This is a genomic window from Bradyrhizobium embrapense, assembly GCF_001189235.2.
Classification (GTDB): Bacteria; Pseudomonadota; Alphaproteobacteria; order Rhizobiales; family Xanthobacteraceae; genus Bradyrhizobium; species Bradyrhizobium embrapense.
The window spans coordinates 21227-47179 of the sequence record NZ_LFIP02000010.1; the positions used below are offsets into that span (position 1 = coordinate 21227).

A 25953-nucleotide genomic window follows, 5' to 3' on the forward strand; every position below is an offset into this window, starting at 1 on the left:
GCCACGATGATCGAGACCAAGCAGACGGCCGCGCTTGTTTCCATGGCGACGGCGGTTCCACCGCATCTGTTCCACCAGGGACAAGTCCTGCAGGCCGCGCGCGATCTCCTCGCCGACCGTTATCCCGAATTCGCCACGCTCTCCAGCCTGTTCGCCAACACCGGCATCCAGCATCGCTACGGCGTGAAGCCGATCGAATGGTATCTTGAGCGCCGCGGTTGGCCCGAGCGCACGCAGGCGTTCCTGGAAGGCGCGGAGGCGCTGTTCGTCGAAGCCGCCCGCAAGGCGATTGCGCGCGCCGACCTGAGCGGCAGCGACATCGATGTCGTGGTCACGGTGTGCTCGACGGGCATTGCCACGCCAACGCTGGAGGCGCGCGTCGCCGGCAAGCTCGGCTTGCGGACTGATGTATCGCGCGTGCCGGTGTTCGGCCTCGGCTGCGCGGGCGGCGTGTCGGGCCTGTCGATCGCGGCGCGGCTGGCGCAGGCACAGCCTGGTGCGAACGTGCTGCTGGTTGCGCTCGAGCTCTGCACCCTCGCGGTTCGCCATGATGAGCTCACCAAGGCGAATATCGTCGCGGCCAGCCTGTTCGGCGATGGCGCCGCTGCGATCGTGCTGCGCGCCGGCGACGGCGGTGCGACCCGGATCGAGGCGGCCGGCGAAAAGCTGTGGCCGGATACGCTCGGCATCATGGGCTGGACGGTCGATCCGGAAGGATTCGGTGTCGTCTTTCAGCGCACCATTCCGGATTTCGTTCGCGACCATGTCGGGCCGGCCGTTGCCGAGATCCTGGCGCGGATGGAGCTGACGGCCGATGATATCGATCGCTTCCTCTGTCATCCCGGCGGCGCCAAGGTCATCGCCGCGCTGGAGCGCGCGCTCACGCTCGACCAGGGCACGCTTGGTCACGAACGCGACGTCATCGCGGCGTGCGGCAACATGTCGGCCCCGACCGTTCTCTTCGTTCTCGAACGCGCCCGCGCCAACGGCTTGCCGCCGCGCTCGCTGCTCACCGCGCTCGGGCCCGGCTTCACGCTCAGCTGCGTTGCGCTCAGGCACGCGGCATGAGCCTGGCTTCGCTCATTCTTGCGCTGGTCACCTTGCAGCGTCTCGGCGAGCTCGTTCTGTCACGTCGCAATACGGCGCGGCTGCTGGCGCAAGGCGCGGTCGAGGTCGGTGCCGCTCACTATCCGCTCATCGTGCTGGTCCACACCGGCTGGCTCACCGCGCTGTGGATCTGGGGCCGCAACCAGGATGTCAACCTGGCGATACTCGCGGCCTTTCTGGCGTTGCAGGGCTTGCGGCTGTGGGTGGTCGCTGCGCTCGGGCCGCGCTGGACCACGCGCATCATCGTGTTGCCAGGCACGCCGCTGGTCGCATCCGGGCCGTACCGATATTTCCCGCACCCGAACTATGCCGTCGTCGTCGGCGAGATCGCGCTGCTTCCGCTCGCACTGCATCTGCGGGAGTTAGCGCTGATTTTCACCTTGCTGAATCTCGCGGTGCTTACGATCCGGATTCGCGCCGAGAGCCGCGCGCTCTCGGTTGCGGACTGGCCGCGCGTCAGCACGCCATGAGCGACCGGGCGGATCACCCAACCGACAGCCCGTCGGCGGCGACCTGGGCGGGCTTCCTGCTGATGTGCATCGGCATGTTCATGGCGATCCTCGACATCCAGGTCGTCGCGACCGCGCTGCCGACGATCCAGCGTGCGCTGGCGATCTCGCCGTCCGCGATGAGCTGGATCCAGACCGCCTATCTGATCGCGGAGGTGATCGCGATCCCGCTGACCGGATTGTTCACCCATGCGCTGTCATTGCGATGGCTGTTCGCGTTCGCCGTGAGCGTGTTCACGATCGCCTCGGTCGGCTGCGCCGTCAGCGGCGGCTTTGCCGTGCTGCTGGCCTTTCGTGTGCTGCAGGGATTTTCCGGCGGCGTCCTGATCCCCGCGGTGTTCTCCGCCGTGTTCATGCTGTTCCCGGCGCGGCTCCATGCGGTGGCGACCACGATCGGCGGTGTCGTCGCGGTGCTCGCACCGACCGTCGGACCTGTTGTCGGCGGCTGGATCACGCAGACCTGGTCTTGGCCGTGGCTGTTCCTGATCAACCTGATTCCGGGAACGATTGCGGCGATCGTCACGCCGCTGCTGCTTCCGAAGCAGAGCGCGAGTCTCCGCGCATTCGCCAGACTGGACACGTGGTCGCTGGTCCTGCTCGCAGCGGCGCTCGCAAGCGTGATGATCGGCTTGAAGGAAGCGCCGCAGCGCGGCTGGGGCTCGATGTTTTGCCTCAGCCTGCTGGCCGGAAGCATGGCCGGGATGGCGCTGCTGATCCGGCGCACGCTCCGCGCGGCACATCCGATCGCGCGATTGACGCTCTTCAGGCGGCGTTCGTTCGCGATCGGCTGCGCGCTGAGCTTCTGCCTCGGCATCGGCCTCTATGGATCGACCTATCTGATGCCGGTGTTCCTCGGCTTCGTCCGCCGCCATGATGCCTTCGAGATCGGCACCGTCATGCTGGTCACGGGAGTCGCACAGCTCGTCGCCGCGCCGCTGGCGGCCATCCTCGAAAGCCGTATCGGCGCGCTTGCGTTGACGAGCGCGGGCTTCGCCCTGTTCGCGCTGGGTCTCGGCTTGAGCGCCTTTCAGCCCCGCACGGCAGATTTCGGAGAGATGTTCTGGCCGCAAATCGTGCGCGGCGTCGCGATCATGTTCTGCCTGTTGCCGCCGACCCGCATTGCATTGGGTGCCTTGCCGGAGGCGGAGGTTGCCGATGCCAGCGGACTGTTCAACCTGATGCGCAATCTGGGTGGCGCGATCGGGATCGCCTTAATCGACACCATCCTCTACGGGCGAAGCCCAATTTATGGTGAGGATTTTCGTGCACGCCTGCTGGCAGGCGATCTCAACGCGGCACAGGCGATCGGCCTCGATCCAATGTTGCTGATCAACCGTCCGCCAGGTGCGCCGGACGAGGCGGCGGTGGCGTTTGTTCGACCGCTGGTCGAGCGGGCATCGCTCGCGCTCAGCGTCAACGAGGCATGGGCGCTGCTCGCCGGCGTGGCGATCGTCGGGCTTCTGCTGGTACCATTGGCGCGCGATCGGACGCCTGCATCGGTGCAGGTGCCGCGGAATGCCGTCTAGATCGAGGACACGTTGCTGCGCCGCGCCGGCTCGATCAGCTCGCGCCGCGGGCCCGACAGCCGCTTGTACATGTGCACCATGAAGGCCATCCCGAACAGCGGCGTCGCCAGATTGATGATCGGGATCGAGACGAAGGCGGCGATGAACAGGCCGGCGGTGAACACGGCCGCGGCATTCTCCTTGCGCATCGCCTTGGCGTCATCAGGCGAGCGGAAGCGCATCGCGGCGAGCTCGAAATATTCGCGCCCGAGCAGCCAGGCGGTCGCGATGAAGAAGATGATGAAGCCCGCGCCCGCGAACAGCACGAACGGCAGCGCGACCAGGTAGACCAGGACCGTCAGCAGTGCCGTCTTGACGCCTTCGATCGTCGCGAGCGTGACCGGCAGTGCGACGCCGGGATGGTCGGCCGGATAGTGCTCGCGCTCGACATGGTCGGCGACGTCGTCGACGAACAGGCTCGCCACCAGCGAGGTGATCGCCGGCATCAGGAAGATGCCGCCGAGCACGACGCCGAGGCCGGCAGAGATCGAGATGATCCAGGACAGCACGTGCAGCGTGGAATGGAAGCCGGGGCCGAGCATGCCTTCGGCCCAGACCTCGCCGGTTTCGGCAAACCAGCTCAGCAGCCGCTGCAATCCGATTGCCAGCACGGTGATCAGCACCAGCGCAAGGCCGATCGAGCGCCACAGGATCGTGCGCATCGGCGGCGACAGGATTTGCGAAAGCGCCTTGACGGCGGCGTCGAACATGACCGGGTTACCTCTGCAAATTGACGAGCGAGAGGTAGCCACCCATTATGGCTTCGGCAAGTGCCGCGTGTGTCGCGATGAGAGTGTTAATGCGCTAGGCGTCGAGCGGCTTGCCGCGGACGTTGGGTCCCCAGACTCCGATCGTAATGATCACGATGACCATCGCTGCGGTGATCAGGCCGAACACCCCAATGGCGCCGGCCTCCTTCAACATGAACGCCACGATGAAGCCGGAGAAGGTCGCGCTGAGCCGGCTCATCGAATAGACGAGCCCTGCGGCGCGCGCCCGGATCGCGGTCGGGAACACCTCGGTCTGGTAGGCGTGATAGGCATAGGACAGCGTCATGTTGGCGCCGGTCACCAGCACGCCGCTGGCGATCAGGAGCACCGGCTCGGTGAGCTGCGCGAAGGCGAGGCCGAACACCGAGATCGCGGCGGCGGCGCCGCAGATGATCCATTTGCGCTCGAAGCGGTCGGCGAAGGTTGCGGCCAGCAGCGGCGCGAGCGGATAGGCGAAGGCGATGATGAAGGAATATTGCAGGCTCTTGGTGACGTTGATGCCCTTCTCGACCAGCAGCGCTGGAACCCAGTTGGAGAAGCCGTAGACGCCGAACGCCTGGCACAGATTGAAGATCATGAACAGCAGGACGAGCGAGGCATAGGGCGGCCGGAACAGATCGGCATAGCCGGTCTCGATTGGCGCACGCGCCGGCGTGGTCGCTGCGGTGCGGACAGGGCGCGGCGCGGCGGCAGGCGATGCAGCCTCGAGCGTCCGCATGATCTTTTCGGCCTTGGCAAGGCGGCCATGCCGAGCCAGCCAGAGCGGGCTTTCCGGCACGTAGAGCCGCAGCACCCAGATGATCATGCTGGCGGCGGCGCCGATCAGCACCACCCAGCGCCAGCCATCGACGCCGAAAGGCGACAGCGGCACCAGCCACCACGACAGCGCCGCGACAACAGGCACCGCCGACAGCATCACCGCCTGGTTAATGGCAAAGGCCCGGCCGCGCATCCAGCTCGGCACCAGCTCGGTGATGTAGGCGTCGATGGTGATGACCTCGATGCCGATCCCGATCCCGGCGATGAAGCGCCACAGCAAGAGGCCGCCCGGCGTCGTCTGGCACGCCATAATCACCGACGCCGCGCTGTAGAACAGCAGCGAATAAGTGAACACGGTCTTGCGCCCGTAGCGATCGGCGAGAAAGCCGAGGCAGAAGGTGCCGATGAACAGGCCGGCGAAGGTCGCCGCGACGAAGGCGCCGATCCCAGAAAAGCCGAAGAACGCCTGGGTCGTCGTGGTCATCAGCCCGCTGCGGGCGAGGCCCGGCGCGATGTAGCCGGTGAAGAACAGATCGTAGATTTCGAAGCAGCCGCCGAGCGAGAGCAGGATCACGAGCCGCCAGACATAGCCGGAAGTCGGCAGCGCCTCGAGCCGGCGCGAGATCTCGTCAGGTCCGCAAGTCGTGTTGGCAAGATCGGCAACCGAGCCGAGTTCGACGGCGCTCATGATGGTCCTCCCCGAATGGTCCGGCGGCCGCCCTTCTTGCGAAGGCGTGCCGCTCCGGCATGTTTGGCGGCCGGGTGCCAGAAATCCAGACGAACATATCGAAGGAACCGTTCGATATTTTCGATAGCGTTGCTTCTGATGCGCTTGGAGGCACATTTAGATCAGGAGCGTTGCCTCCCAGGCGCCGCGTCCGACCTGTTCGGCGATCAGGGAGCGGATCAGCCGGCACATCTCCTCCATGACGTAGGTCATCGGCCGGTTGCGCAGGCGGCAGAGATAGAGCGTCCGGCTCAGCTTCGGCTCGATCACCTCGCGTGCGACCAGCAATCGCGCTTTCAAGGGCTCGCTGACGAAGTGCGTCGTGGCGATCGTGCAGCCGAGACCTGCGGTCAGCGCGCCGATCATGCCGCTGGTCGAATTGAGGTGCAGGATGGCATTGGCCTCCAGCCGCTTCAGCGGCACGGGGTCATCCAATAGGGCGCGGGCCGACAGCCCGTGCCGCAGCAGGATCAGCGGCAGCTGTGCTACCTCGTCGAACGTGATCGGTCCCTTCTTGCCGATCAGCTTCTCCGTGCCGACGCAGAACATCTGCTCCTCCAGCACCGGCTCGGCGATCAGATCCTTTTCCGACGGCGGATTGTAGACCAGTGCCAGGTCGACCTCGGAACTCATCAGATGCAGCAGTGTCGCGCCGGAGAGACTTTCGGTCAGCGACAGCTTCAGGTTGGGATACTTCGCCAGCACGGTGCGCATCAGCGGCACGCCGATCGCCTTCATGCCGGAATTGGCCATGCCGATCGAGATCTCGCCGGCAATCGCGCTGCCGCCTTCCTTGATTTCGCGCTCGGCCGCCGCCATCGCCCGCAGGATTATGCGGGCATGCTCGTACAGCCGCTCACCTGCCGCGGTCGGTTCCATGCCGCGCGGCTTGCGCTCGAACAGCGGTGTGGCGAATTCCGCCTCCAGATTGGCGATGTGGTGGCTGAGCGCAGATTGCGCGACATTGGCCTGATCCGCCGCCCGCGACAGGTTGCGCTGCTCGTAAACTGCGATGAAATAGCGGAGCTGGCGTGAATCCATACGGGATGAGCGTTCTAAAACGACGAATAGACTATTCGACAGATTATATTTTTCAGATAGCGTGCGGAAGCCTAACCTGCGCCGATCACTCAAACGAGCGCAACGAGCACGGAGAAACCGATGACCGGGAGCGGACTGCCGCTGGAGGGCGTGAGGGTCATCGAGATGACCCACATGGTGATGGGGCCGACCTGCGGCATGATCCTGGCGCAACTCGGCGCCGAAGTGATCAAGGTCGAGCCTCCCGCCGGCGACAAGACCCGCTCGCTCGGCGGTATGGGCGTCTCGTTCTTCCCGCTGTTCAATCGCGGCAAGCGCAGCGTCGTGCTCGACCTCGCCAAGCCCGAGGACCGCGACACGATGCACCGGCTGCTCGCGAGCGCCGACGTGTTCCTGGAGAATTTCCGCGACGGACAGCTCGACAAGCAGGGGCTCGGGCCTGAGGAGCTGCGCGCGAAGTATCCGCATCTGATCATCGCCGGCCACAAGGGCTTTCTCTCCGGGCCCTACGATCACCGGCCGGCGCTCGACGAGGTCGTGCAGATGATGTCCGGGCTCGCGGCGATGACCGGCACGCGCGACAAGCCGCAGCGCGTCGGCTCTTCCGCCAACGACATCATGGGCGGCATGTTCGGCGTGATCTCGATCCTCGCCGCGCTCTACCAGAAGCGCGGCGGCAACACTGATGGCGCCGACATCCGCATCGGCCTGTTCGAGAACTGCCTGTTCCTGGTTGCCCAGCACATGGTCGAATACGAGATGACCGGGCGCAAGCCGCGCTCGATGCCGGAGCGCGAGCATGCCTGGCCGATCTACGACATCTTCGATACCGCCGGCGGCGATCGCATCTTCATCGGGGTCGTCACCGAAGGCCATTGGCAGAGTTTTTGCCGCGAGTTCGGTTTGCAGGAGTTCGCGGACGATCCGTCGTTGAGCTCGACCACGGACCGCATCATGGCGCGCGACCGCATCATTCCGCGCGTCGCCGAGGTGATCGAGGGCTGGAACGTCGCCGACCTCTCGGCGCGGCTCGACGCGCTCAACATCTGTTTCTCGCCGATCAACCGGCCCGAGGACCTTTTGCAGGACCCGCATGTGTTGCGTCCGGGTGGACTCGTCAACAATGTCAACGCTGACGGCAAGCCGTTCCGCGTCCCTGCGCTGCCGGTCGAGTGGAACGGCAGCAACATCGGCGAAGGCCTGACAGTGCCGGTGCTTGGCGCCGATACCGATGATGTGCGCGCTGAACTCGCGCAACAGACAATTTCATCAACCGGAAACGCTGCGTGAGGCTGACATGACCCGCGTCCACGATATCTATCCCAACGACAAGGTAAGCCTGCGCGAGGTCGGTCTGCGCGACGGCCTGCAGCTCGTGAAGACATTCCCCTCCACCGCGGCGAAGCAGCGCTGGGTGCGCGACGAATATGCCGCCGGCGTCCGGCACTTCGAGGTCGGCTCGTTCCTGCCGGCCAAGACCTTTCCGCAGTTCGTCGATGTCCGCGATGTGGTTGCCACCATCGCATCGCTGCCCGGGGCGCATGGCATCGCGCTGGCGCTGAACGAGCGCGGCGTCAACGAGGCGCTGGCCTCCGGGGTCGCCGAGATCGCTTCGGTGGTGTCGGCGACCGAGGAGCACAGCCAGGCCAATGCCAACCGCTCGCGCGAGTCGGCAATCGCGAACATCAAGCGTCTCTGCGAGCTGCGCGACGCCAGCGCACACAAGCCGCTGGTCAATGCCGCGATCTCGATGGGGCTGGGCTGCTCAATCGTGGGTGCGGTCGATCCGAAGGAAGTGCTGCGCCTCACCGAGAAGCTCTACGAGGTCGGCGTCGACATGGTCGCGATCGCCGACACCGTCGGCTATGCCGGGCCGAAGCAGGTCGGCGAGCTGACGCGGGGCGCGGTGAGGATCGCAGGCTCCAGGCCGGTCTGCGTCCATCTGCACGACACCCGCGGCATGGGCATCGCCAATGCCTCCGCCGCGCTCGACGAGGGCGCCCGCGTGCTCGACGGCTCGCTCGGCGGTCTCGGCGGCTGCCCGTTCGCGCCGGGCGCGACCGGCAATGTCGTGTTCGAGGACCTCGTCTTCCTCTGCGAGAGCAAGGGATTTCCGACCGGCATCGATCTCGACCGGCTGGTCGAGGTGCGCGCGATCCTGAAGGCCGAGATGCCGAACGAGCAGCTCTACGGCGGCCTCGCCCGCGCCGGCCTGCCGCGCGGCACCAACGCGAAGGCGGCGTGACGCCTGCGTAGCCCGGATGGAGGCACGCAAGCTCAATCGTGCCGGTGCCCCCGCTTGCGCGGCTTCTTGTCCGCCGCTGTCGGGATCATCACGACGCGGCCGTAGCGCACCCCGCGCTCGGCGATGACGTGGTCGGCGAGGTGGCGGACCTCGCTGCTGGCGCCCTTCAGCGCCGTCACCTCCATGCAGCTGTCGTCGTCGAGATGCACATGCAGCGTGGCCAACGACAGATCGTGATGGCCATGGAAATTCTGCACCAGCCGCTTCGACAGGTCGCGCGCGGCGTGATCGTAGACATAGACCAGTGCCGCGACGCATTGCCCTGACGGCGCGTGCTCCGCGCTCTGTTGCAGGCCGGCGCGCGCGAGATCGCGGATGATCTCGGAGCGGTTCTGATAGCCGCGCGCTTCGGCGGCGGCGTCGATCTCCGCGAGCAGATCATCCTCGATGGTAATGGTGATGCGTTGCATGGACTATCCGTCTTGGTCGTCAGTATGACATTGATCTTGAATCATCATACCGAGCTTGCTAGCGTCGTTTCGCCGGGATTGGTTTGGGCTGGTGCGGTCGTCGCGTGACTGTAGCAGGTATCATGCGGGGGCATGCGCATTGCGTCGTACTGCATGGCGGATATTTCCCGCCGCCGCATCCATTGCAGCATTCGCGCCGATCGCCGAAGCGCAGATGCTTCCCACCGCGCCCGGGCAATTGCCGCCGGTGACCGTGACCTCGCCCGATCAGGCTCCGCCCAAGCGCGCCGGGCCATCGCAGCGTCGACATCACGTCGCCGCTGGTCGCCGCACGCCCACGGCACCGCAAGCGAGCCAAGCTGTGCCGGCGACCGGCGTCAGCGGCCACTCTGCGACCGTGTCTGCCTCCAGCCTGCAACCGACCGCGGCGAGCGAGCGGCAGATCAGCGGCGAGGAGGTGAATGCACGGCCGGTCTCGCGCGTCGGCGAGGTCCTGGAGGCGGTGCCGGGATTGATCGTCACCCAGCATTCCGGCGAAGGCAAAGCCAATCAGTATTTTCTGCGCGGCTTCAATCTCGACCACGGCACCGATCTCGCCATCACCGTCGACGGCATGCCGGTCAACATGCCGACCCATGGTCACGGCCAGGGCTATGCCGACATAAATTTCCTGATCCCGGAGTTGATCCGGTCAATGGATGTCCGCAAGGGTCCCTACTACGCCGACAAGGGCGACTTCGCGTCCGCGGGCGCGGTCGACATCAACTACCTCGATCGGCTTTCCAAGAATATCGTGGAGCTGGCCGCCGGCAGCTTCGGCTACCAGCGCGCGATGGCGGCGGGCTCGACCAAGATCGGTGACGGGACGCTGCTCGCAGCCTTCGAGGCCACCAAGTACAATGGCCCGTGGGACGTGCCCGACGACATCCGCAAGCTAAATGGCGTCCTGCGCTACAGCCAGGGCACCGCGACCGACGGCTTCTCGTTGACCGCGATGGCCTATTCCAACGGCTGGAATTCGACCGACCAGGTGGCGCAGCGCGCGATCGATCGGGGTCTGATCGGCCGTTACGGCTCGCTCGATCCGACCGACGGCGGCATCTCCAGCCGCTTTAGCCTGTCCGGCAATTGGGCGCAGTCCAGCGACTACGGGCAGACCAGGCTCAACGCCTACGTGATCCACTCCTCGCTGCAGCTCTACAACGACTTCACTTACTTCCTTGACGATCCCATCAACGGCGATCAGTTCAGCCAGACCGACAGGCGCACCGTCTATGGCTTCGATGCCAGCCATGCCGCGGATATCCGTATCGCCGGCATCGACACCCAGACCCGGGTCGGTGTGCAGACGCGCTACGACGACATCAATGTCGGCCTGTTCAAGACCGCGCAGCGCGAGATCCTGTCTACCGTACGCAACGACCAGGTGCAGGAGGGCAGCGTCGCGCTGTGGGCCGATAGCACCGCGCGCTGGACTGACTGGCTGCGCACTACGGTGGGCATCCGCGAGGACTATTTCGCGGGCCACGTGCTGAGCGACGCGCCGCAGAATTCCGGCAACGCGCAGGCGGCGATGACGAGCCCGAAGGCCGGCATCGTGCTCGGCCCCTGGTCCAGGACCGAGTTCTACGGCAATGTCGGGTTCGGCCTGCATTCCAATGATATCCGCGGCGCGACCATCACCGTCGATCCCAACGACAAGATGACGCCGCTCGGACGCGTCCCGCTCCTGGTGCGTTCGAAGGGGGCCGAGCTCGGCATCCGCAGCAAGGCGATCGACGGTCTCACCTCGTCGCTCGCGGTGTTCGTGCTCGACTTCGATTCCGAACTGCTGTTCGTCGGCGACGCCGGCACCACCGAGCCGAGCCGCCCGAGCCGGCGGGTCGGCGTCGAGTGGACCAACCAGTACAAAGTGCTGCCATGGATGAGTCTCGATTTCGACCTCGCCTATACCCGCGCCCGCTTCACCGATTTCGATCCGATCGGGAATTTTATTCCCGGCGCTCCGGCCTGGGTCGCCAGCGGCGGCGTCACCTTCGGCCGCGACACCGGCTGGTTCGGCAGCCTGCGCGCCCGCTATTTCGGCCCGCGTCCGCTGATCGAGGACGACAGCGTGCGTTCGCTGTCGTCGTTCATCGTCAACGCCCGCGCCGGCTACAAATTCGACAACGGCATGCGGCTGCAGCTCGACGTCCTCAATCTCTTCAATGCGCAAACCAACCAGATCGAATATTACTATCTGTCGCGGCTGCCGGGCGAGCCGATCGATGGCGTCGCCGACCGTCATGTGCATCCCGCCGAGCCGCTCGCCGTGCGCCTGACGCTGGCGGCGACGTTCTGATCAGTCGCGCGTGCGGCGGATCGAGCTGAAGTCCTCGACATCGGGCTGCACAGGCGGTGTCTCGCGATAAGGCGGGACGATGAGCATCACGACCCGCCGTGTCCGACCGGGCCTGCCCAGCAGCGTCGCCTGTGCATCGAACTCGGAGCGAAAGACGTCGGTTGCGCGCAACGTCGTGCGCGCCATCCAGCTCAGGCAGTCCGTCTGGTCGGCGAAGCACAATGCGGCCCAGCCGCGATCGAGCGTGGTCTTGCGCGGCAGGCCCCAGGTGTACTGATAGGCGAACGGCCGGGCATAGCGCGGATGATCCGGGCTGTAGAAGGCGGCAGCGAAGGCGAGCGCGTCGTCGCCGCTGACGGCGGCGAGCGGCGTCCCGGCCGCGTCGCGCCATCGCGCGGTGAGCTCTGCCGCGGCGGCGTGATAGAAGTCGCGGCCTTCTTCGTAGCCGTAAGCGTTCCGATAAAGGGCGTGGATCGGTGCGCCGACGACGACCGCGAGAATGGCGATCCCGGCCACCATGACAGCCAAGTTGACCGCGTAGAAGCGCTCGATCGGGTAGCTCGTCGTGCACACGATCAGGATCACGAACAGGAAGAGACCCTGCACCGCCCAGAGCGAGGGCAGGTCGGTGCCGACCGCGAGCGAGACGATCGCCGGAAACAGGATGGTTCCAATTGCGACCAGCAGCAGCAGGCGGAGCCCGGCGTTCATCGCGCGGAAATCGGCCGGCAGCCGCGCCAGCCGGGGGCCGGCAATGAATACCCAGGTCACCGCCGGGATCGCGAGCGCTGCGATCAGGCCCAGGATGAAATAGGTGACTTCCCACAGTGCGGCGACATGATCGACGCCGGCATGCGCGAGCGCATAGTCGAACGTCGTCGCCCCTGTCGTGGCGAGCCAGTGCAGATGCGCCCCAAGCACGAGCATGCCGGCCAGCGCCGAGATCCAGGGCGAAGCCGACAGCAGGTAGCGGCGGCGATCCGGATGAAGCACGGAAGCGAACACGAAGCTTGCGACCAGGAAGATCGAGTAATACTTGCCGAGCATCGCGAGTGCGCACGCGGCCCCCGCCGCGATCGCCCAGCCGAGCTGCCTCGGCGCCTCGAACGCACGCAGGAAGCAGTAAGTCGCCAGCGGCCAAGGCGCCAGCAGCACCGTGTTCGCGTTGAACCGCTGGGCATGGAATTGATAGACCGGCAGCAGCATCAACAGCAGCAGCACGATCGCCCGCTTCTCGCCACGGACGAAGCGGCGGGCGATCAGATCGACCGCCCACAGCGCCACCGCCGCGTTGCCCATCGCCATCAACTGAAGCGACCAGTCGGTCAGAGGAAAAACCGCAGTCCAGCCCCGCGCGATCCAGCCCATCAACGGCGGATGCTTGGGGTATCCCCATGCGAGATGCCGGCCGAGCGTCCAGGTCTCGAGCACGTCGGGGTGCAGGCCGGCGCCGAGATAGGCGATGACGAGATATGCAGTCCAGATCGCGACGAAGACGACGAGCAGGATCGGGATCGACCAGCCGGTCTCGATTCCCTCCAGCCATGTGATCAATGGACGACGCCAGCGCGCCGGATCCTTCTCCGACGCCGCGGCCATCGCCGAGAAATTGATGAGCGAAAGCACCGTAAAACTACCGAATGAAAGCAAGCTTGAAGCGCGCGCACCCTAATGATGCGGCCGCGAGAACTCAACGACGAAGCGGGACGATAAGACGGATTCCGGATCAATGGTTGACGCGGCCGGTGCTCGACATGTCGAGCCCGACGCCCGCGTCCGTCACGCCGGCGCGATCTCTGCCGCGGTCATTTCCGCAGCCGGAAGCGCCGTCTCTTCGTCAGTCGCTTCAGGAACAAGCGGCGGCGACTTGCGCTCTGGAAACACACTGAATTCGCCGGCTACCTCCTGGAGCGGCTTTTGCTTGTCGGCCCAGTGCAGGGCCGTGTAGTCGAAACCGTGCACGATGGTGGGTTTGACGATTTCGAAATAGGGCGAGATGTCGAAGTCGCGCGGCATGTAGAGCGAGGAATCGCGGATGTGCAGGATCTCGCGGCGCGCCTTGCGGCTGGCGGCGCGCGTGATCTTGGGCAGGATCGGGTAACGCACGGCGTCGAACGCCTGCGCGATCAGCGCCGAGCAGATGATCTTGGTCGGATCGCCGGAGCCGAACGCGATCATGCGGCGCCGCCAGCGCTGCGGGATCGGCAGCGGAAACAGATAGCGTGCGAGATCGACGATGTTCTTGGTGTCGTACCCGAAGCCGATCCGGTTGATGGCGTAGCGGCACACCGTGGTGCGGTCCTCGAAGGACAGCCCGACCGGGCGGCAGAGGCGGGTGTGATAGGTGAAATATTTCGACAGCGGCGCGGAGGTGACGCCCTCGCCGACATTGGCCTCGATCAGCACATGCTGCTCGCCGTCTGGTTCGAATGCGCCGTCGATCGGTCCGACGAACAGCGCCGCGTGCGACCAGGTCGATTGCGTGAGGTATTTGATGATGCCGGAAATCCGGTTGTTGCCCTCGACCAGCAGGACATCGCCTTCCTGGATGATGCCACGCAGATGGTCGGGATCGCTCGGCGTGAACGGCTCGTAGCCGGGCACTTCCTTCGACAGGTACCCCGCGATCCATTTACCGACGGTATCGAGCATTACGCCCATGGATTCCCCCCAGCGGTTCTACGACCGCTTCCGTTCACTTAATCATGGTCGCAAGCCGTTGCAATTTAGTTCATGCCATCGGCGGATCAATCATGATTGATTTACCATGATGGTTGCTGCGGTCGGTGAGATGCGGCACAGTTCGCGAAGCGTTCCCTTTCTCCGCAAGTCCCCGGAAACCATGCCAGAAGCTATGTCATGCCAGTGACCCGCCGCGATTTCCTGTCGGCGTCTGCAGCTCTCGCGCTGGCGCCCGCGCTCGGCGGGCGAGTTGTCGCCGCGCCGCTGCCGCGCGAGGCCGACATCGTCGTGATCGGCGCGGGGGCCGCGGGCATCGCCGCGGCGCGGCGGATCGCCGCCGCGAACCGCAAGGTGATCGTGGTGGAGGCGTCCGGCCAGGTCGGCGGGCGCTGCCAGACCGATGCAACGACCTTCGACGTGCCGTTCGACCGGGGGGCGCGCTGGATGCACAATCCCGAAACCAATCCGATGATCCGCCTGGCGCGCTCGGCGGGCCTCGACATCGTCACGGCGCCCGCCGGCCAGAAGATTCGCATCGGCCGTCGTTACGCTCGCCCCGGCGAGACCGAGGAGTTTCTGGCGGCGCTGGTGCGTGCCAATCGCGCCATCGACGACGCCTCGCGCAAGGGCGATATCGCCTGCGCTGCTGCCATGCCGAAGGATCTCGGCGATTGGGCCGGCACCGCTGAATTCCTGCTCGGCGCCAATTTCAGCGGCAAGGATCTGAAGGACCTCTCGGCCGTCGACAAGGTGCGAGCGCAGGATCGCAACACCGCGATCGCCTGCCGGCAGGGGCTCGGGGCCTTGATCGCAAAGCTCGGTGAGGGGCTGCCGCTCGTGCTGTCGACACCGGCGCAGCGCATCCTGTGGAGCAATCGCGACGTGACGGTCGAGACGGCATCCGGCAAGATTGTCGCGCGCGCGGCCATCGTCACGGTGTCGAGCAACGTGCTGGCGAGCGGCAATATCAAGTTTGCACCGGAGCTGCCGAAGCGCGCGCTCGACGCGGCCGCCAAGCTGACCCTCGGCAGCTACGACCGCATCGCGTTGCAGATCCCCGGCAATCCGCTCGGGCTGTCGCGCGATGACGTCATCGTCGAGCAGAGCAATTCGACCAGGACGGCTTTGTTCTACGGCAATATCGCGGGCTCCTCGTTGTGCACCATCGACGTCGCAGGCTCGTTCGGCCGCGACCTGTCTGTACAGGGCGAGAAGGCGATGACAGCTTTCGCAGTGGAGTGGCTGAGCAAGCTCTATGGCAGCGAGGCCGGCGCCGCCGTGAAGAAGACCAGCGCGACGCGCTGGAATGCGCAGCCCTTCATCCTCGGCGCGATGTCGGCGGCGGCGCCCGGCGCGCAATTCTCGCGCCGGATCCTGTCCGAGCCGATCGGCGCGATGTATCTCGCCGGCGAGGCCACGCATGAGACGCTATGGGGCACGGTCGACGGCGCCTGGGAGAGCGGCGAGCGCGCCGCCGACGCCGCGCTGCGCCGGATCGGAGGGGTGAAGGAGACGACGCCGGAACCTGCAGCGCCCGCCGCAAAACACAAGCGCCGCGCTCTGCCGGGCCGATGAATTGACGGTGGGGTGAGATCGGGTAGCGCTGCTCGATATGCGACCAGAACGCTGCCGCATAACAGCTGTCGTCGCGGCGAAAGCCGGGACCGATCACCCACAGGGGCGTGTCGCAGGAGTGAGCTGTGGCGCCGCGTCGTGCAGCAATCAGGGCCTGTGGTTATGGGCCGCGCTTCGCTTGCCCGGGACGACAGCGGGTTTGTTGCACGATCTTGGAGTCGCACATCCGCCTCACACGGGCAGCTTCAGTTCCATCAGATCCTTGGCCACCACGATCCGGCCCTTGAAATTGGTCTTCACGTCCCGCGTCCAGTCGTCGTCGGTAACATCAGGGTCGTCGCCGGGAACGAAGTGGCTCAGCACCAGCGTCTTGACGCCCGCGGCGGCTGCGATGCGGCCGACATCTTCCGTCGATGTGTGGCTGTCGAGCAGGTGCTTCTTCAGCGTCGCGCCGTTCCTGGTCTTCGCCACCAGCCGATCGACCGCCGGAATGTACAGGCACTCGTGCACAAGCACGTCGGCACCCCTGGCGAACTCGGCGAGCTTCGGATTGTAGGCGGTGTCGCTGGAGAACACGATCACACCGTCCGCCGTCTCGAACTTGTAGGCGAAATTGTCGACGATGGGCGGATGTGGCGTGCGGAACGCGGTGACGGTGACGTCAGGCGTCTTCAGCACCACACCGTCGTCGGTGATGTCCTTGGCGATCAGCAGCTCGCGCGGATCGGGCCGGCCTTCATCCGCGATCCGGGTCTCGACGTCGAACTTGTTCAGCTCCCAATATTCCTTGGTCATCGCCTCGATGCCCTTGGGGCCGAACGAATGGACCGGCGTCGAGAGGCCGGCCGCCCAGCCGTTGTAGAACAGATTGCCGTATTCCAGATTGTGATCGGAATGGTGGTGGCTGATGAAGATGTATTTCACGGACGGGATCGGCACGCCGGCATTGACCAGCTGGCGGCTGACGCCCATGCCGCAATCGATCACGAACGGCGTGTCGTTGACGACGACGAGATTGGCGGGATTGGAGGCGCCGATGCCGACCCGCGGTCCGCCCTTGGTGCCGAGGAACACGATGCGTGTGCGCGGCTTTGTGCCTTGGGCGTGCACGCCGGGGGCCGCGAGCAGGGCAGCGCTGCCGAGCGCCAGTTTCAATGCATTGCGGCGATCGATCATGGTCTTCCTCCCTTGGCTTTATTCCGAACGCGACCCTAACCGCCGCGCAAAATGCCATCAAGCGCAGGCAGGCCGACGATGACCGCGGCTGCTATCAGCGCGTAGCAGATCGCGCGAAACATCTGCTCGCTTGCCTTGCCGAACAGCGCGGCGCCGAACCAGACGCCGATGCCGTAGACCGGACCTACGATCAGCGAGAACTTGACCGATTCGATCGTGATCAGTCCGGTGAACCAGTAGCTGGCCAGCGAAAAGAAATCCGAGGCGCCGAAGAACAGCACGATGTTGGCGCGCGAGATCACCGACGAGATCGGGCGCCCCAGCCAGTAGGCCACGATCGGCGGCCCGCCGGTCTGTGCGAGGCCGCTGCAGAAGCCGGACAGGCCGCCGACGCCGATCGAGAGCGCGGGGTGATCCTTGCCGTGGTAGCGCCAGCCGGACAGCAGCAGCGCGAGCAGCGCCGCGACGAAGCAGGAGATGATCCAGCGCGTCGTCACCGGCTCGAGCACGGTCAGGAAATAAGTGCCGACGGGAACGCCGACCAGCGCGCCTGCGACCATCACCGCGGTGGCCTTGCGGTCGGCGTGGGTCCAGGCGTTCGGCAGCAGCGGCGCCGCGGCGACGAAATCGATGATCAGCAGCAGCGCGGCCACCAGCCGCGGCGCCGCCACGCTGCTCGCGAGCGGCATGAAGATCAGCGCCGAACCGAACCCGGAGAAGCCGCGCGCCGTGCCCGACACGAACGCGATCGCGCAGATCGCAAGCGCGATGTTGGTGGAGATGTCGGAGGGGATCAGGGAGAGAGAGGTCATGAGTGAGCGAAGAGAGCCTCAAACGCGAGCGCCATGTTATCAACCCCCGTCATCCTGAGGTGCGAGCGCAGCGAGCCTCGAAGGATGCACGGCCACCGACGGGGCCATCGACCCTTCGAGGGCCGCTGAAGAAGCGGCCACCTCAGGGTGACGGTGATGGGTTTGAGTCCGCGGCCCTGCAGCTATGCGGCACCCCAGCCCGCCTCACGCCCGCAGCGTGCCGCCGGTCTTCTTGGTCACCTCGGCGACGACCTTGGCGGCGACCGCGTCGATCTCCTGGTCGGTCATCGTCTTCTCGCGCGGCTGGATCGTCACCGCGATCGCGATCGACTTCTTGTCGGGATCGATGCCCTTGCCTTCGTAGACGTCGAACACGCTCACATCAGTGATCAGCTTCTTGTCGACGTTCTGTGCGGCGCGGACGATATCGCCGGCCTTGACGCCGCGGTCGACGATGAAGGCGAAGTCGCGCGACACCGGCTGGAACGCGGAGAGCTCAAGCACCGGTTTGGCGCGCGTCGCCCTCTGCTTGCCTTGCGGGATGCGCTCGAGGATCACCTCGAACACGAGCATCGGACCGTCTGCGCCGAGCGCCTCGGCCGTCCGCGGATGCAATTCGCCGAAATAGCCGAGCACGTTTTGCGGGCCGATCTGGATGGTGCCGGAACGTCCCGGATGCAGCCAGGCGGGACCGCCGGGCACGATCTGCAGCGCCTGCATCGGCGCGCCGGCTGCCGCCAGCACCGCGAAAGCGTCGGCCTTGGCATCCATCGCATCGGCTGCGGCCGTGCCGGTCCAGTGCCGTCCGATCCCTTTCGACGAGGCGTAGCCGTGGCGCACGCCGGAGGCGGCCATGAGCTGGTCTTCCGGGCGGTCGCCGCGGAACACCTGGCCGACCTCGAACAGCGCCACGTCAGGATAGCCGCGGTTGATGTTGGCCTGAACCGCCGCGACGAGGCCGGGCAGCAGGCTCGGCCGCATGTCGGAGAGATCGGCCGCGATCGGGTTGGCGAGCACGAGCTCACTCTGGCCGCCGCCGAACAGTTTTGCCGCATCATTGGTGATGAACGACCAGGTCACGGCTTCCACCATGCCGCGGACGCCGAGCGCGCGCTTGGCGCGTCGGGTGCGCTGCTGCATCGGCGTCAGCACCGGCTTGCGCGGCTCCTCGCCACGCTCGAACGCCGTCATCGGCACCTTGTCGACGCCGACGATGCGCACGATTTCCTCGACGATGTCGGCCTTGCCCTGCACGTCGGTGCGCCAGGACGGGATCGCGATCTTCACGACGGGCCCGTTGCCGGCCAGCATGAAGCCGAGCCGGGTGAGGATCAGCTTGACCTCGACCAACGGCACCTCGATGCCGGCGAGCCGCTTGACCTCGCTGAGCGGGAAGTCGATCACGCGGTCTTCGCCGAACTGCTTGCCGACCACGACGTTCTCGGACGGCGTGCCGCCGCACAGCTCCAGCACCAGTCTGGTGGCGAGCTCGAGCCCGGGCACCATGAAGGCCGGATCGACGCCGCGCTCGAAGCGGTAGCGCGCATCCGAATTGATGCCGAGCTTGCGGCCGGTCTGCGCGATGTTGATCTCGTTCCACAACGCCGATTCGATCAGCACATCGGTGGTGTTGTCGTCGCAGCCCGAGGCTTCGCCGCCCATGATGCCGGCGAGCGACTCGACGCCATGCTCGTCGGCGATCACGCAAGTCTTGCTGTCGAGCGTGTAGGTGCGGCCGTCGAGCGCGAGCAGTGTCTCGCCATCTTTCGCGCGGCGTACGGTGAGGTTGCCCTGCACCTTCTTGGCGTCGAACACGTGCAACGGACGGGCGCGGTCGTAGGTCATGAAGTTGGTGATGTCGACCAGCGCGTTGATCGGGCGCAGGCCGATCGAGGTCAGCCGCTTCTGCAGCCATTCCGGCGACGGACCGTTCTTCACCCCGCGCACCAGCCGCAGCGCGAAGCCCGGACACAGCGCTGCGTCTTCCACCTTGACCTGAACCGGGCAGGGGAATTCGCCCTTGATCGGCCTGATGCCGGAATCCTTGAACTTGCCCATGTCGGCGGCGGCGAGATCGCGCGCGATGCCGTGCACGCCGGTGCAGTCCTGCCGGTTCGGCGTCAGATTGATCTCGATGACGGGATCGCCGAGCGCGGCCCATTCGGCATAGCCCTTGCCGATCGGCGCGTCCGCTGGCAGCTCCATGATGCCGTCGTGGTCTTCCGAGATCTGCAATTCGGCCGCCGAGCACAGCATGCCGCGGCTCTCGACGCCGCGAATGGTGCCGACACCGAGCGTGATGTCCTTGCCGGGGATGTAAGTGCCGGGCGGCGAGAACACGCTGATCAGTCCCGCACGCGCATTCGGCGCACCGCACACCACCTGCACCGGCGCGCCGCCGTCGCCGGTGTCGACCATGCACACGCGCAGCCGGTCGGCATTCGGATGCTGCTCGGCCGAGATCACGCGTGCGATGGTGAATGGGGCGAGCTGTTTCGCCTTGTCCTCGATGTTCTCGACCTCGAGACCGATCATGGTGAGCTTGTCGGCGAGCTTGTCGAGCGGCTCGTCGGTCTCGAGATGTTCCTTCAGCCAGGAGAGGGTGAACTTCACGGCTGCATGCCTCGGTTCTTGTTGGTGGTTACTGATTGATCTTGATCGGTGTTTCCGTTCCCTCCCCCCTTGTGGGGGAGGGTCAGGGAGGGGGGTGAGCCGCTTGCTCCGACCCTGGTCGCCTCGCGGATCGCTTCTACGACTCCTTCCAGATTCGACGTCACTTGTTCATTGGTGAAGCGAAGAACCCGGAAGCCCTCAGAGATAAAGAAAGCATCGCGACGTTCGTCCGCCTTCTGACGCTCCTCGAAATCATGCGAGTCGCCATCGAGCTCGATGATCAGATTTGCGGAGAAGCAAACGAAGTCGACGACGTAATTCTTGATCGGCGTTTGACGACGAAATCCGACCCCGTCCATTCGATTGGCCTTCAGGTGGCGCCACAGCAGCGTTTCGGCGCGCGTCATCGCTTGGCGAAGCTGCTTCGCTCTGTTGCGCTGACGTTCGCTGACGACTGCGTGCGGCATCCTGGGCTACCCCCCTCCCTGACCCTCCCCCACAAGGGGGGAGGGAACGGAGAGAGACCGGATGCGATTATGGTTGAGAACGAGCCTCACGAACTCAATCCCCCCGCGATGGTCGGGATGTCGAGCGGCTTGAAGCCGTAGTGGCTGAGCCAGCGGATGTCGTTCTCGAACAGCTGGCGCAGATCGGCGATGCCGTATTTCAGCATCGCGATGCGGTCGATGCCCATGCCCCAGGCAAAACCCTGGTAGACGTCAGGATCGATGCCGCAGGCGCGCAGCACGTTCGGGTGCACCATGCCGCAGCCGAGGATCTCCATCCAGTCCTCGCCCTCGCCGAAGCGGATCTCGCCCTTGTCGCGGCGGCACTGGATGTCGACCTCGAGCGACGGCTCGGTGAACGGGAAGAACGACGGCCGAAACCGCATGTTGATGTGGTCGACCTCGAAGAACGCTTTGCAGAACTCGTGCAGGATCCATTTCAGGTGGCCGAGATGCGAGCCCTTGTCGATCACGAGGCCTTCGACCTGGTGGAATTGCGGCGTGTGCGTCGCATCCGAGTCGATGCGATAGGTGCGGCCCGGGCAGATCACGCGGATCGGCGGCTTCTGGCTCAGCATCGTGCGCACCTGCACCGGCGAGGTGTGGGTCCGCAGCAGCATGCGCGAGCCGTCTTCCTTCGGCCTGAAGAAGAAGGTGTCGTGCATCTCGCGCGCCGGGTGGCCTTTGGGGAAGTTCAGCTTGGTGAAATTGTAATCGTCGGTCTCGATGTCGGGACCTTCGGCGACCGCAAAGCCCATGTCGGCGAAGATCGTGGTGAGCTCGTCCCACACCTGGCTCAGCGGATGGATGCGGCCGGTCTCCGCCGGCGCATCGCGCAGCGGCAACGTGACGTCGATGGTCTCGGCGGCAAGGCGGGCATCGAGCGCAGCCGCCTTCAGCACGTCGCGCCTGGCCGCGAGCGCTTGCGTCACCGCATCCTTGGCGAGGTTGATCTTCGCGCCTTCTGTCTTGCGTTCCTCCGGCGACATCTTGCCGAGGGTGGCGAGCAAGGCCGAGATCGAGCCCTTTTTGCCGAGTGCTGCGACGCGCACCGCCTCGAGGGCGGCCTCGTCAGCGGCCGAGGCGATCTGGTCGAGGATGGATGTTTCGAGCGTTGCGAGGTCGGACACGGTCAATTCCTGCGCTGAGCATGATCCGGCGGGAAGAGCCGGCTTCCGAACCATGCGCCAAAATTCGGCTGGGTTGTCGCCGCCCGAAGGCCGTAACGTCAAGCAAAAAGCCGGTCATTCGGGCTCGTGGCCGGCGGCATTGAACTTCGCGCGGAGGCCGCGCTACCCAAGGGGAGTGCAAGGAGACCCACACGATGTTGCTGCGATCTTGCCTGGCCGTGCCGGCGGTCCTGTTCATGCTGGTCCCGGCGCATGCCGCGACCGAGGAATGTCCTGCCAAATCGACCCAGATGGACGACATCATCGCGGTGCTGGAGAAGGCGCCGAGCTGCAACCGCGCGATGAAGATCTTCGAGGCGTGCGAATACGGCGCCAGCGGCGACGTCCAGTTCGGTGCCGTGGTCGAGAAGAAATGCGAGGCGGACTTCCTGTCCGGCCTCAAGGGCGGGCCGAAACGGACGTACCAGCACGAGATGCAGGTCTGCGACCGCAAGTACCGGAATGAATCCGGCACCATGTACATCTCGTTTACGGCGTTCTGCCGGGCGCAGGTCGCCCAGCGCTATTCGCAGAAGGCGCTGAAAGCGGGCGCCAGCGCGCGCTAGGATCGCCCGCCAGGATCAGGCGGCCAGCGTGGCCTTGGCCTTCTCGGCGATCGCCTGGAACGCAACCGGCTCGTGGATCGCGAGATCCGACAGCACCTTGCGGTCCACCACGACGCCCGACTTGGACAGGCCGTTGATGAACACGCTGTAGGTCATGCCGAACGGACGGACTGCGGCGTTGATGCGCTGGATCCAGAGCGCGCGGAAGGTGCGCTTCTTGCGCTTGCGGTCGCGGAAGGCGTACTGGCCGGCCTTTTCGACGGCCTGCTTGGCGACGCGGATGGTGTTCTTGCGGCGGCCGTAATAGCCCTTGGCGGCCTTGTAGACTTTCTTGTGCTTGGCGTGAGCGGTCACACCGCGTTTGACGCGAGACATGACGGAAATCCTTGAGATCTAGAAGAAGTGACGGGGCGCCGCGCGAGACGCGGCCGGGTTCAAGCGGATGAGCGCGATCAGGCGTTCGGCAAGAAGTACTTCTTGACGTTGTCGCCGTCGGTCTTGAACAGCACGCGGGTGCCGCGGAGCTGCCGGATCTGCTTCTTCGTCCGCTTGATCATGCCGTGGCGCTTGCCGCGCTGGGCGTGCATGACTTTGCCAGTGGCAGTCACCTTGAAGCGCTTTTTAGCGCCCGACTTGGTCTTCAACTTGGGCATTTAGCTCTCCTGTCGCCCAACACGAATATCGCCCAAAGAGGCGTTCGGCCGGCTAAAATGCTCGTTAGAGCGTTGAAAGTGCTAAGGTTTTTTCCGAATTGAAAGAACCTGCACTGGACGTCGCCACGGCAGCCCTTGATCAGCCGGGCGGCGAAGGCCCGGCTTATGACAGAGGATCGGCGCTTTTGCAACGTTTGAAGCGCGGAACCGGCGGCAGATCGGTCCGCTCCGCAGCAGTCGTCGGCTCCTTTGCATGGGGTTGTTTTCGAGATTTTGGCGGAACCGGTAGCCCGGATGGAGCGAAGCGCAATCCGGGGCAGGTCGCGCCGCGGACGCTGCCGTCCCGGATTGCGCTGCGCTCCATCCGGGCTACCAAAATGGAAACAGCCCGCCGGGCGATCCGGCGGGCCACTTCATTTCAACAAAGCGACAAACTCGAATTAGCGCGGCGCCAGCACCATCACGACCTGGCGGCCCTCAAACTTCGCGTCCTGCTCGACCTTGGCGAACTCGGCAACGTCGGCCTTCACCTTGTCCAAGAGCTTGGTGCCGATCTCCTGGTGCGCCATCTCACGACCGCGGTAGCGCAATGTGATCTTGACCTTGTCGCCTTCCTCGAAGAAGCGCTGCATGGCGCGCATCTTCACGTCATAGTCGTGATCGTCGATCATCGGGCGGAGCTTGATCTCCTTGATCTCGACGACCTTCTGCTTCTTGCGAGCCTCGGCGGCCTTCTTCTGCGCGGAATATTTGTACTTGCCGTAGTCCATGATCTTGCAGACCGGAGGACTGACATTCGGCGAAATCTCGACGAGGTCCATGCCGGCTTCCATGGCCATCTTGATGGCCACCATGGTTTCGACGGTGCCTTGGTTGACACCATCCTGATCGATCAGCTGGATCTGCGCGTTGCGAATCTCATCATTGGTGCGCGGCCCGTCTTTTGCGACTGTGGGCGGGGCTCTATTGGGACGGCGAATGGGTAACTCTCCAAAGTTGTGAAAGGGAAGGCGGATATTTTGAAGCAAGACGCTGCGACGGGCAAGCGAACTCGCTCTTTTAAGCGGCAAAACCGTCAATTGCGAGGCATTTTGGCCACGCTCGGCACATATAGCGGGCGCGCCCGCTCTGCAAGGCGGGCCTGCTGCCGTTGACCGCTGCCGCGCCACGATTGAAAACCAGATCTCTGACACGCGAGTGACCGAACCATGAGCCAAACCACCGCATCCGAGCAGGAACCTGCCTTCATCGAGGTCGGCGAGGGCCATGGCGCACGCCGGATCGCGGTGCGCGCCCGGGCGGGGAGCAATCCCGGCAGCGCCAGTGGCGCGCCGGGCAGCGCAAGTAGCGCGCCGGGACTGTTCTGGCTCGGCGGCTTCAAGTCCGACATGACCGGCACCAAGGCGATCGCGCTCGACACATGGGCCGCCGAGCACGGCCGCAGTTGCGTCAGGTTCGACTATTCCGGCCATGGCGAATCCGGCGGCGAATTCGCCGACGGCACCATCGGCCGCTGGCTAGAGGAGAGCGTCGCGGTCTTCTCGCAGTTCTGCAGCGGGCCGCAGGTCGTGATCGGGTCCTCGATGGGCGGCTGGATGGCGTTGCTGCTGGCGCGCGAGATCGCAAAGCGCGGCAAGGCGAAGGCACAGCTCGCCGGCCTCGTGCTGATCGCACCGGCGCCCGACTTCACCGAGGAATTGATGTGGAAGGGTTTTTCGCCGGAGATCCGTGCCGAGATCGAGACCAAGGGCGTCTGGCTCAGGCCATCCGAATATGGCGACGGCTCGCCCTATCCGATCACCCGTAATCTGATCGAGGAGGGCCGCAACCATTTGCTGCTCGGAAGCAAGATCGATGTCGGCTGTCCGGTGCGCATCCTGCAGGGCGCGCAGGATCCCGACGTGCCGTGGAAGCACGCCTTCGCGCTGGTGCATCGGCTGCCGGCCGAGGATGTGGTGCTGACCATGATCCAGGACGGCGATCATCGGCTGTCGCGGCCACAGGACATCGCGCGCATCATCGCCGCGGTGGCGGAGATCGGCTAACTTCGCCCATCTTGTTCGATGTGATCATCCGCGAAAGCGGATGATCCAGTACGCCGCGGCCTCTCGATTCAAGGCGGGAGCTCTGGAATACTGGATGCCCCGCATGCGCGGGCATGACAGAAGTGGTTGGGAAAGGCGCCATGAACACGACAACGATGCTGCGCGCGTTCTGCGACGCGGTCGAACAGCGCGACGGCAAGGCCTTCGCAAGCCTCTTCACCGAGGACGGCGTCTACCACGACGTGTTCTATGGCGCGTTCGAGGGGCACGCCAGGATCGCCGAGATGATCGACGACTGGTTCTACCGGACTGCGACCGATTTCCGCTGGGTGATGCACGATCCCGTCAGCGACGGCACGACGCTCTACGCGCGCTACACGTTCAGCTACCGCTCGACCCTGCCGGAAGCCAAGGGGGCGCGGGCGATGTTCGAGGGCGTCGCGATCATGCGGCTGCGCGACGGCAAGATCGCGGAATATCACGAGGTCGCCAACACCGCGCCGGCCTTCGTCGACCTCAACTTCGCGCCGGAGCGGATCGCCAAGATCGTCGGCAAGCAGGGCGCTGCGCTGCGGGCGCGGCCGGAGATGAAGCGGCACCTGGAGACCTGATCGTCGCTACT

24 protein-coding genes are annotated in these 25953 nt (G+C 65.2%); 10 read left to right on the top strand and 14 right to left on the bottom strand.

What is annotated here, in order from left to right; translation table 11 throughout:
- The first annotated feature begins 6 nt into the window (after positions 1-6).
- Genes AKN83_RS31430 through AKN83_RS31440 form a run of 3 tightly spaced genes read left to right on the top strand, consistent with a single transcriptional unit; the run spans position 7 to position 3142 of the window.
- Complete coding sequence (locus AKN83_RS31430) at positions 7-1068, top strand: type III polyketide synthase (RefSeq protein WP_050404321.1); 1062 nt, start codon at positions 7-9, stop codon at positions 1066-1068.
- Positions 1065-1577 (top strand): isoprenylcysteine carboxyl methyltransferase family protein, encoded by a 513-nt coding sequence (locus AKN83_RS31435; protein ID WP_063695622.1) that lies wholly within the window; start codon positions 1065-1067, stop codon positions 1575-1577. The genes AKN83_RS31430 and AKN83_RS31435 overlap by 4 nt, the downstream gene beginning before the upstream one ends.
- The gene (locus tag AKN83_RS31440; protein ID WP_063695623.1) at positions 1574-3142 is read left to right on the top strand and encodes a DHA2 family efflux MFS transporter permease subunit; all 1569 of its coding nucleotides are present in this window, start codon (positions 1574-1576) and stop codon (positions 3140-3142) included. The genes AKN83_RS31435 and AKN83_RS31440 overlap by 4 nt, the downstream gene beginning before the upstream one ends.
- Here the strand turns inward: AKN83_RS31440 and AKN83_RS31445 are convergent.
- From AKN83_RS31445 to AKN83_RS31455, 3 genes are all read right to left on the bottom strand, one after another.
- Positions 3139-3891, bottom strand: a complete 753-nt coding sequence (locus AKN83_RS31445) for a sulfate transporter family protein (RefSeq protein WP_050404320.1) — start codon at positions 3889-3891, stop codon at positions 3139-3141. The genes AKN83_RS31440 and AKN83_RS31445 overlap by 4 nt on opposite strands.
- A gap of 94 nt (positions 3892-3985) precedes the next feature.
- Positions 3986-5398: an MFS transporter gene (locus tag AKN83_RS31450; RefSeq protein ID WP_050404319.1), complete on the bottom strand. Its 1413-nt coding sequence runs from the start codon at positions 5396-5398 to the stop codon at positions 3986-3988.
- Between the two features lie 156 nt (positions 5399-5554).
- A complete protein-coding gene (locus AKN83_RS31455) occupies positions 5555-6478 on the bottom strand; it encodes a LysR family transcriptional regulator (RefSeq protein ID WP_050404318.1) in 924 nt (307 codons plus the stop codon).
- A 120-nt stretch (positions 6479-6598) separates the two neighbouring features.
- Between AKN83_RS31455 and AKN83_RS31460 the strand changes: the two genes are divergently transcribed.
- Both AKN83_RS31460 and AKN83_RS31465 read left to right on the top strand, forming a co-directional pair.
- Positions 6599-7768, top strand: coding sequence for a CaiB/BaiF CoA transferase family protein (locus AKN83_RS31460; protein WP_050404317.1), 1170 nt, complete (start codon positions 6599-6601; stop codon positions 7766-7768).
- A 7-nt stretch (positions 7769-7775) separates the two neighbouring features.
- Complete coding sequence (locus AKN83_RS31465; protein ID WP_050404316.1) at positions 7776-8723, top strand: hydroxymethylglutaryl-CoA lyase; 948 nt, start codon at positions 7776-7778, stop codon at positions 8721-8723.
- A 32-nt stretch (positions 8724-8755) separates the two neighbouring features.
- Here the strand turns inward: AKN83_RS31465 and nikR are convergent, their stop codons facing one another.
- Positions 8756-9193, bottom strand: coding sequence for a nickel-responsive transcriptional regulator NikR (nikR, locus tag AKN83_RS31470; RefSeq protein ID WP_050404315.1), 438 nt, complete (start codon positions 9191-9193; stop codon positions 8756-8758).
- Between the two features lie 214 nt (positions 9194-9407).
- Here nikR and AKN83_RS31475 point away from each other — a divergent pair, with 214 nt between their 5' ends.
- Positions 9408-11534: a TonB-dependent receptor gene (locus AKN83_RS31475; RefSeq protein WP_050404314.1), complete on the top strand. Its 2127-nt coding sequence runs from the start codon at positions 9408-9410 to the stop codon at positions 11532-11534.
- Here the strand turns inward: AKN83_RS31475 and AKN83_RS31480 are convergent, their stop codons facing one another.
- Together AKN83_RS31480 and AKN83_RS31485 are read right to left on the bottom strand one after the other, a co-directional pair.
- On the bottom strand, positions 11535-13133 hold the full coding sequence (locus AKN83_RS31480) for a glycosyltransferase family 39 protein (RefSeq protein ID WP_050404351.1): 1599 nt from the start codon (positions 13131-13133) through the stop codon (positions 11535-11537).
- A 180-nt stretch (positions 13134-13313) separates the two neighbouring features.
- Positions 13314-14195, bottom strand: coding sequence for a YiiX/YebB-like N1pC/P60 family cysteine hydrolase (locus AKN83_RS31485; protein WP_244522176.1), 882 nt, complete (start codon positions 14193-14195; stop codon positions 13314-13316).
- 198 nt (positions 14196-14393) lie between these two features.
- Between AKN83_RS31485 and AKN83_RS31490 the strand changes: the two genes are divergently transcribed.
- Complete coding sequence (locus AKN83_RS31490; RefSeq protein ID WP_050404312.1) at positions 14394-15791, top strand: flavin monoamine oxidase family protein; 1398 nt, start codon at positions 14394-14396, stop codon at positions 15789-15791.
- A 231-nt stretch (positions 15792-16022) separates the two neighbouring features.
- On the opposite strand, the gene AKN83_RS31495 is transcribed toward AKN83_RS31490, so the two are convergent.
- The 5 genes from AKN83_RS31495 to pheS all read right to left on the bottom strand — a co-directional run bounded on the left by AKN83_RS31495 (position 16023) and on the right by pheS (position 22028).
- A complete protein-coding gene (locus tag AKN83_RS31495) occupies positions 16023-16967 on the bottom strand; it encodes an MBL fold metallo-hydrolase (protein ID WP_050404311.1) in 945 nt (314 codons plus the stop codon).
- Positions 16968-17002: 35 nt separating this feature from the next.
- Positions 17003-17779, bottom strand: coding sequence for a sulfite exporter TauE/SafE family protein (locus AKN83_RS31500; RefSeq protein ID WP_050404310.1), 777 nt, complete (start codon positions 17777-17779; stop codon positions 17003-17005).
- A 204-nt stretch (positions 17780-17983) separates the two neighbouring features.
- Complete coding sequence (gene pheT / locus AKN83_RS31505) at positions 17984-20392, bottom strand: phenylalanine--tRNA ligase subunit beta (protein ID WP_050404309.1); 2409 nt, start codon at positions 20390-20392, stop codon at positions 17984-17986.
- Positions 20389-20859 carry an endonuclease domain-containing protein gene (locus tag AKN83_RS31510; RefSeq protein ID WP_063695624.1) on the bottom strand — a complete coding sequence of 157 codons (471 nt, stop codon included), beginning with the start codon at positions 20857-20859 and terminating at the stop codon, positions 20389-20391. The genes pheT and AKN83_RS31510 overlap by 4 nt, the downstream gene beginning before the upstream one ends.
- 86 nt (positions 20860-20945) lie before the next feature.
- On the bottom strand, positions 20946-22028 hold the full coding sequence (gene pheS / locus AKN83_RS31515; protein ID WP_050404307.1) for a phenylalanine--tRNA ligase subunit alpha: 1083 nt from the start codon (positions 22026-22028) through the stop codon (positions 20946-20948).
- A gap of 194 nt (positions 22029-22222) precedes the next feature.
- Between pheS and AKN83_RS31520 the strand changes: the two genes are divergently transcribed.
- Complete coding sequence (locus tag AKN83_RS31520; protein WP_050404306.1) at positions 22223-22633, top strand: hypothetical protein; 411 nt, start codon at positions 22223-22225, stop codon at positions 22631-22633.
- A gap of 15 nt (positions 22634-22648) precedes the next feature.
- On the opposite strand, the gene rplT is transcribed toward AKN83_RS31520, so the two are convergent.
- The 3 genes from rplT to infC all read right to left on the bottom strand — a co-directional run bounded on the left by rplT (position 22649) and on the right by infC (position 24266).
- Positions 22649-23008 carry a 50S ribosomal protein L20 gene (gene rplT / locus AKN83_RS31525; protein ID WP_050404305.1) on the bottom strand — a complete coding sequence of 120 codons (360 nt, stop codon included), beginning with the start codon at positions 23006-23008 and terminating at the stop codon, positions 22649-22651.
- Between the two features lie 77 nt (positions 23009-23085).
- The gene (gene rpmI, locus AKN83_RS31530; protein WP_008539890.1) at positions 23086-23286 is read right to left on the bottom strand and encodes a 50S ribosomal protein L35; all 201 of its coding nucleotides are present in this window, start codon (positions 23284-23286) and stop codon (positions 23086-23088) included.
- Between the two features lie 440 nt (positions 23287-23726).
- The gene (gene infC / locus AKN83_RS31535) at positions 23727-24266 is read right to left on the bottom strand and encodes a translation initiation factor IF-3 (protein WP_050404350.1); all 540 of its coding nucleotides are present in this window, start codon (positions 24264-24266) and stop codon (positions 23727-23729) included.
- A gap of 228 nt (positions 24267-24494) precedes the next feature.
- On the opposite strand from infC, the gene AKN83_RS31540 reads away from it, so the two are divergent.
- Positions 24495-25331 carry an alpha/beta hydrolase gene (locus AKN83_RS31540; protein WP_050404304.1) on the top strand — a complete coding sequence of 279 codons (837 nt, stop codon included), beginning with the start codon at positions 24495-24497 and terminating at the stop codon, positions 25329-25331.
- A gap of 140 nt (positions 25332-25471) precedes the next feature.
- Positions 25472-25942, top strand: coding sequence for a nuclear transport factor 2 family protein (locus AKN83_RS31545; RefSeq protein ID WP_050404303.1), 471 nt, complete (start codon positions 25472-25474; stop codon positions 25940-25942).
- The last annotated feature ends 11 nt before the right edge of the window (positions 25943-25953 follow it).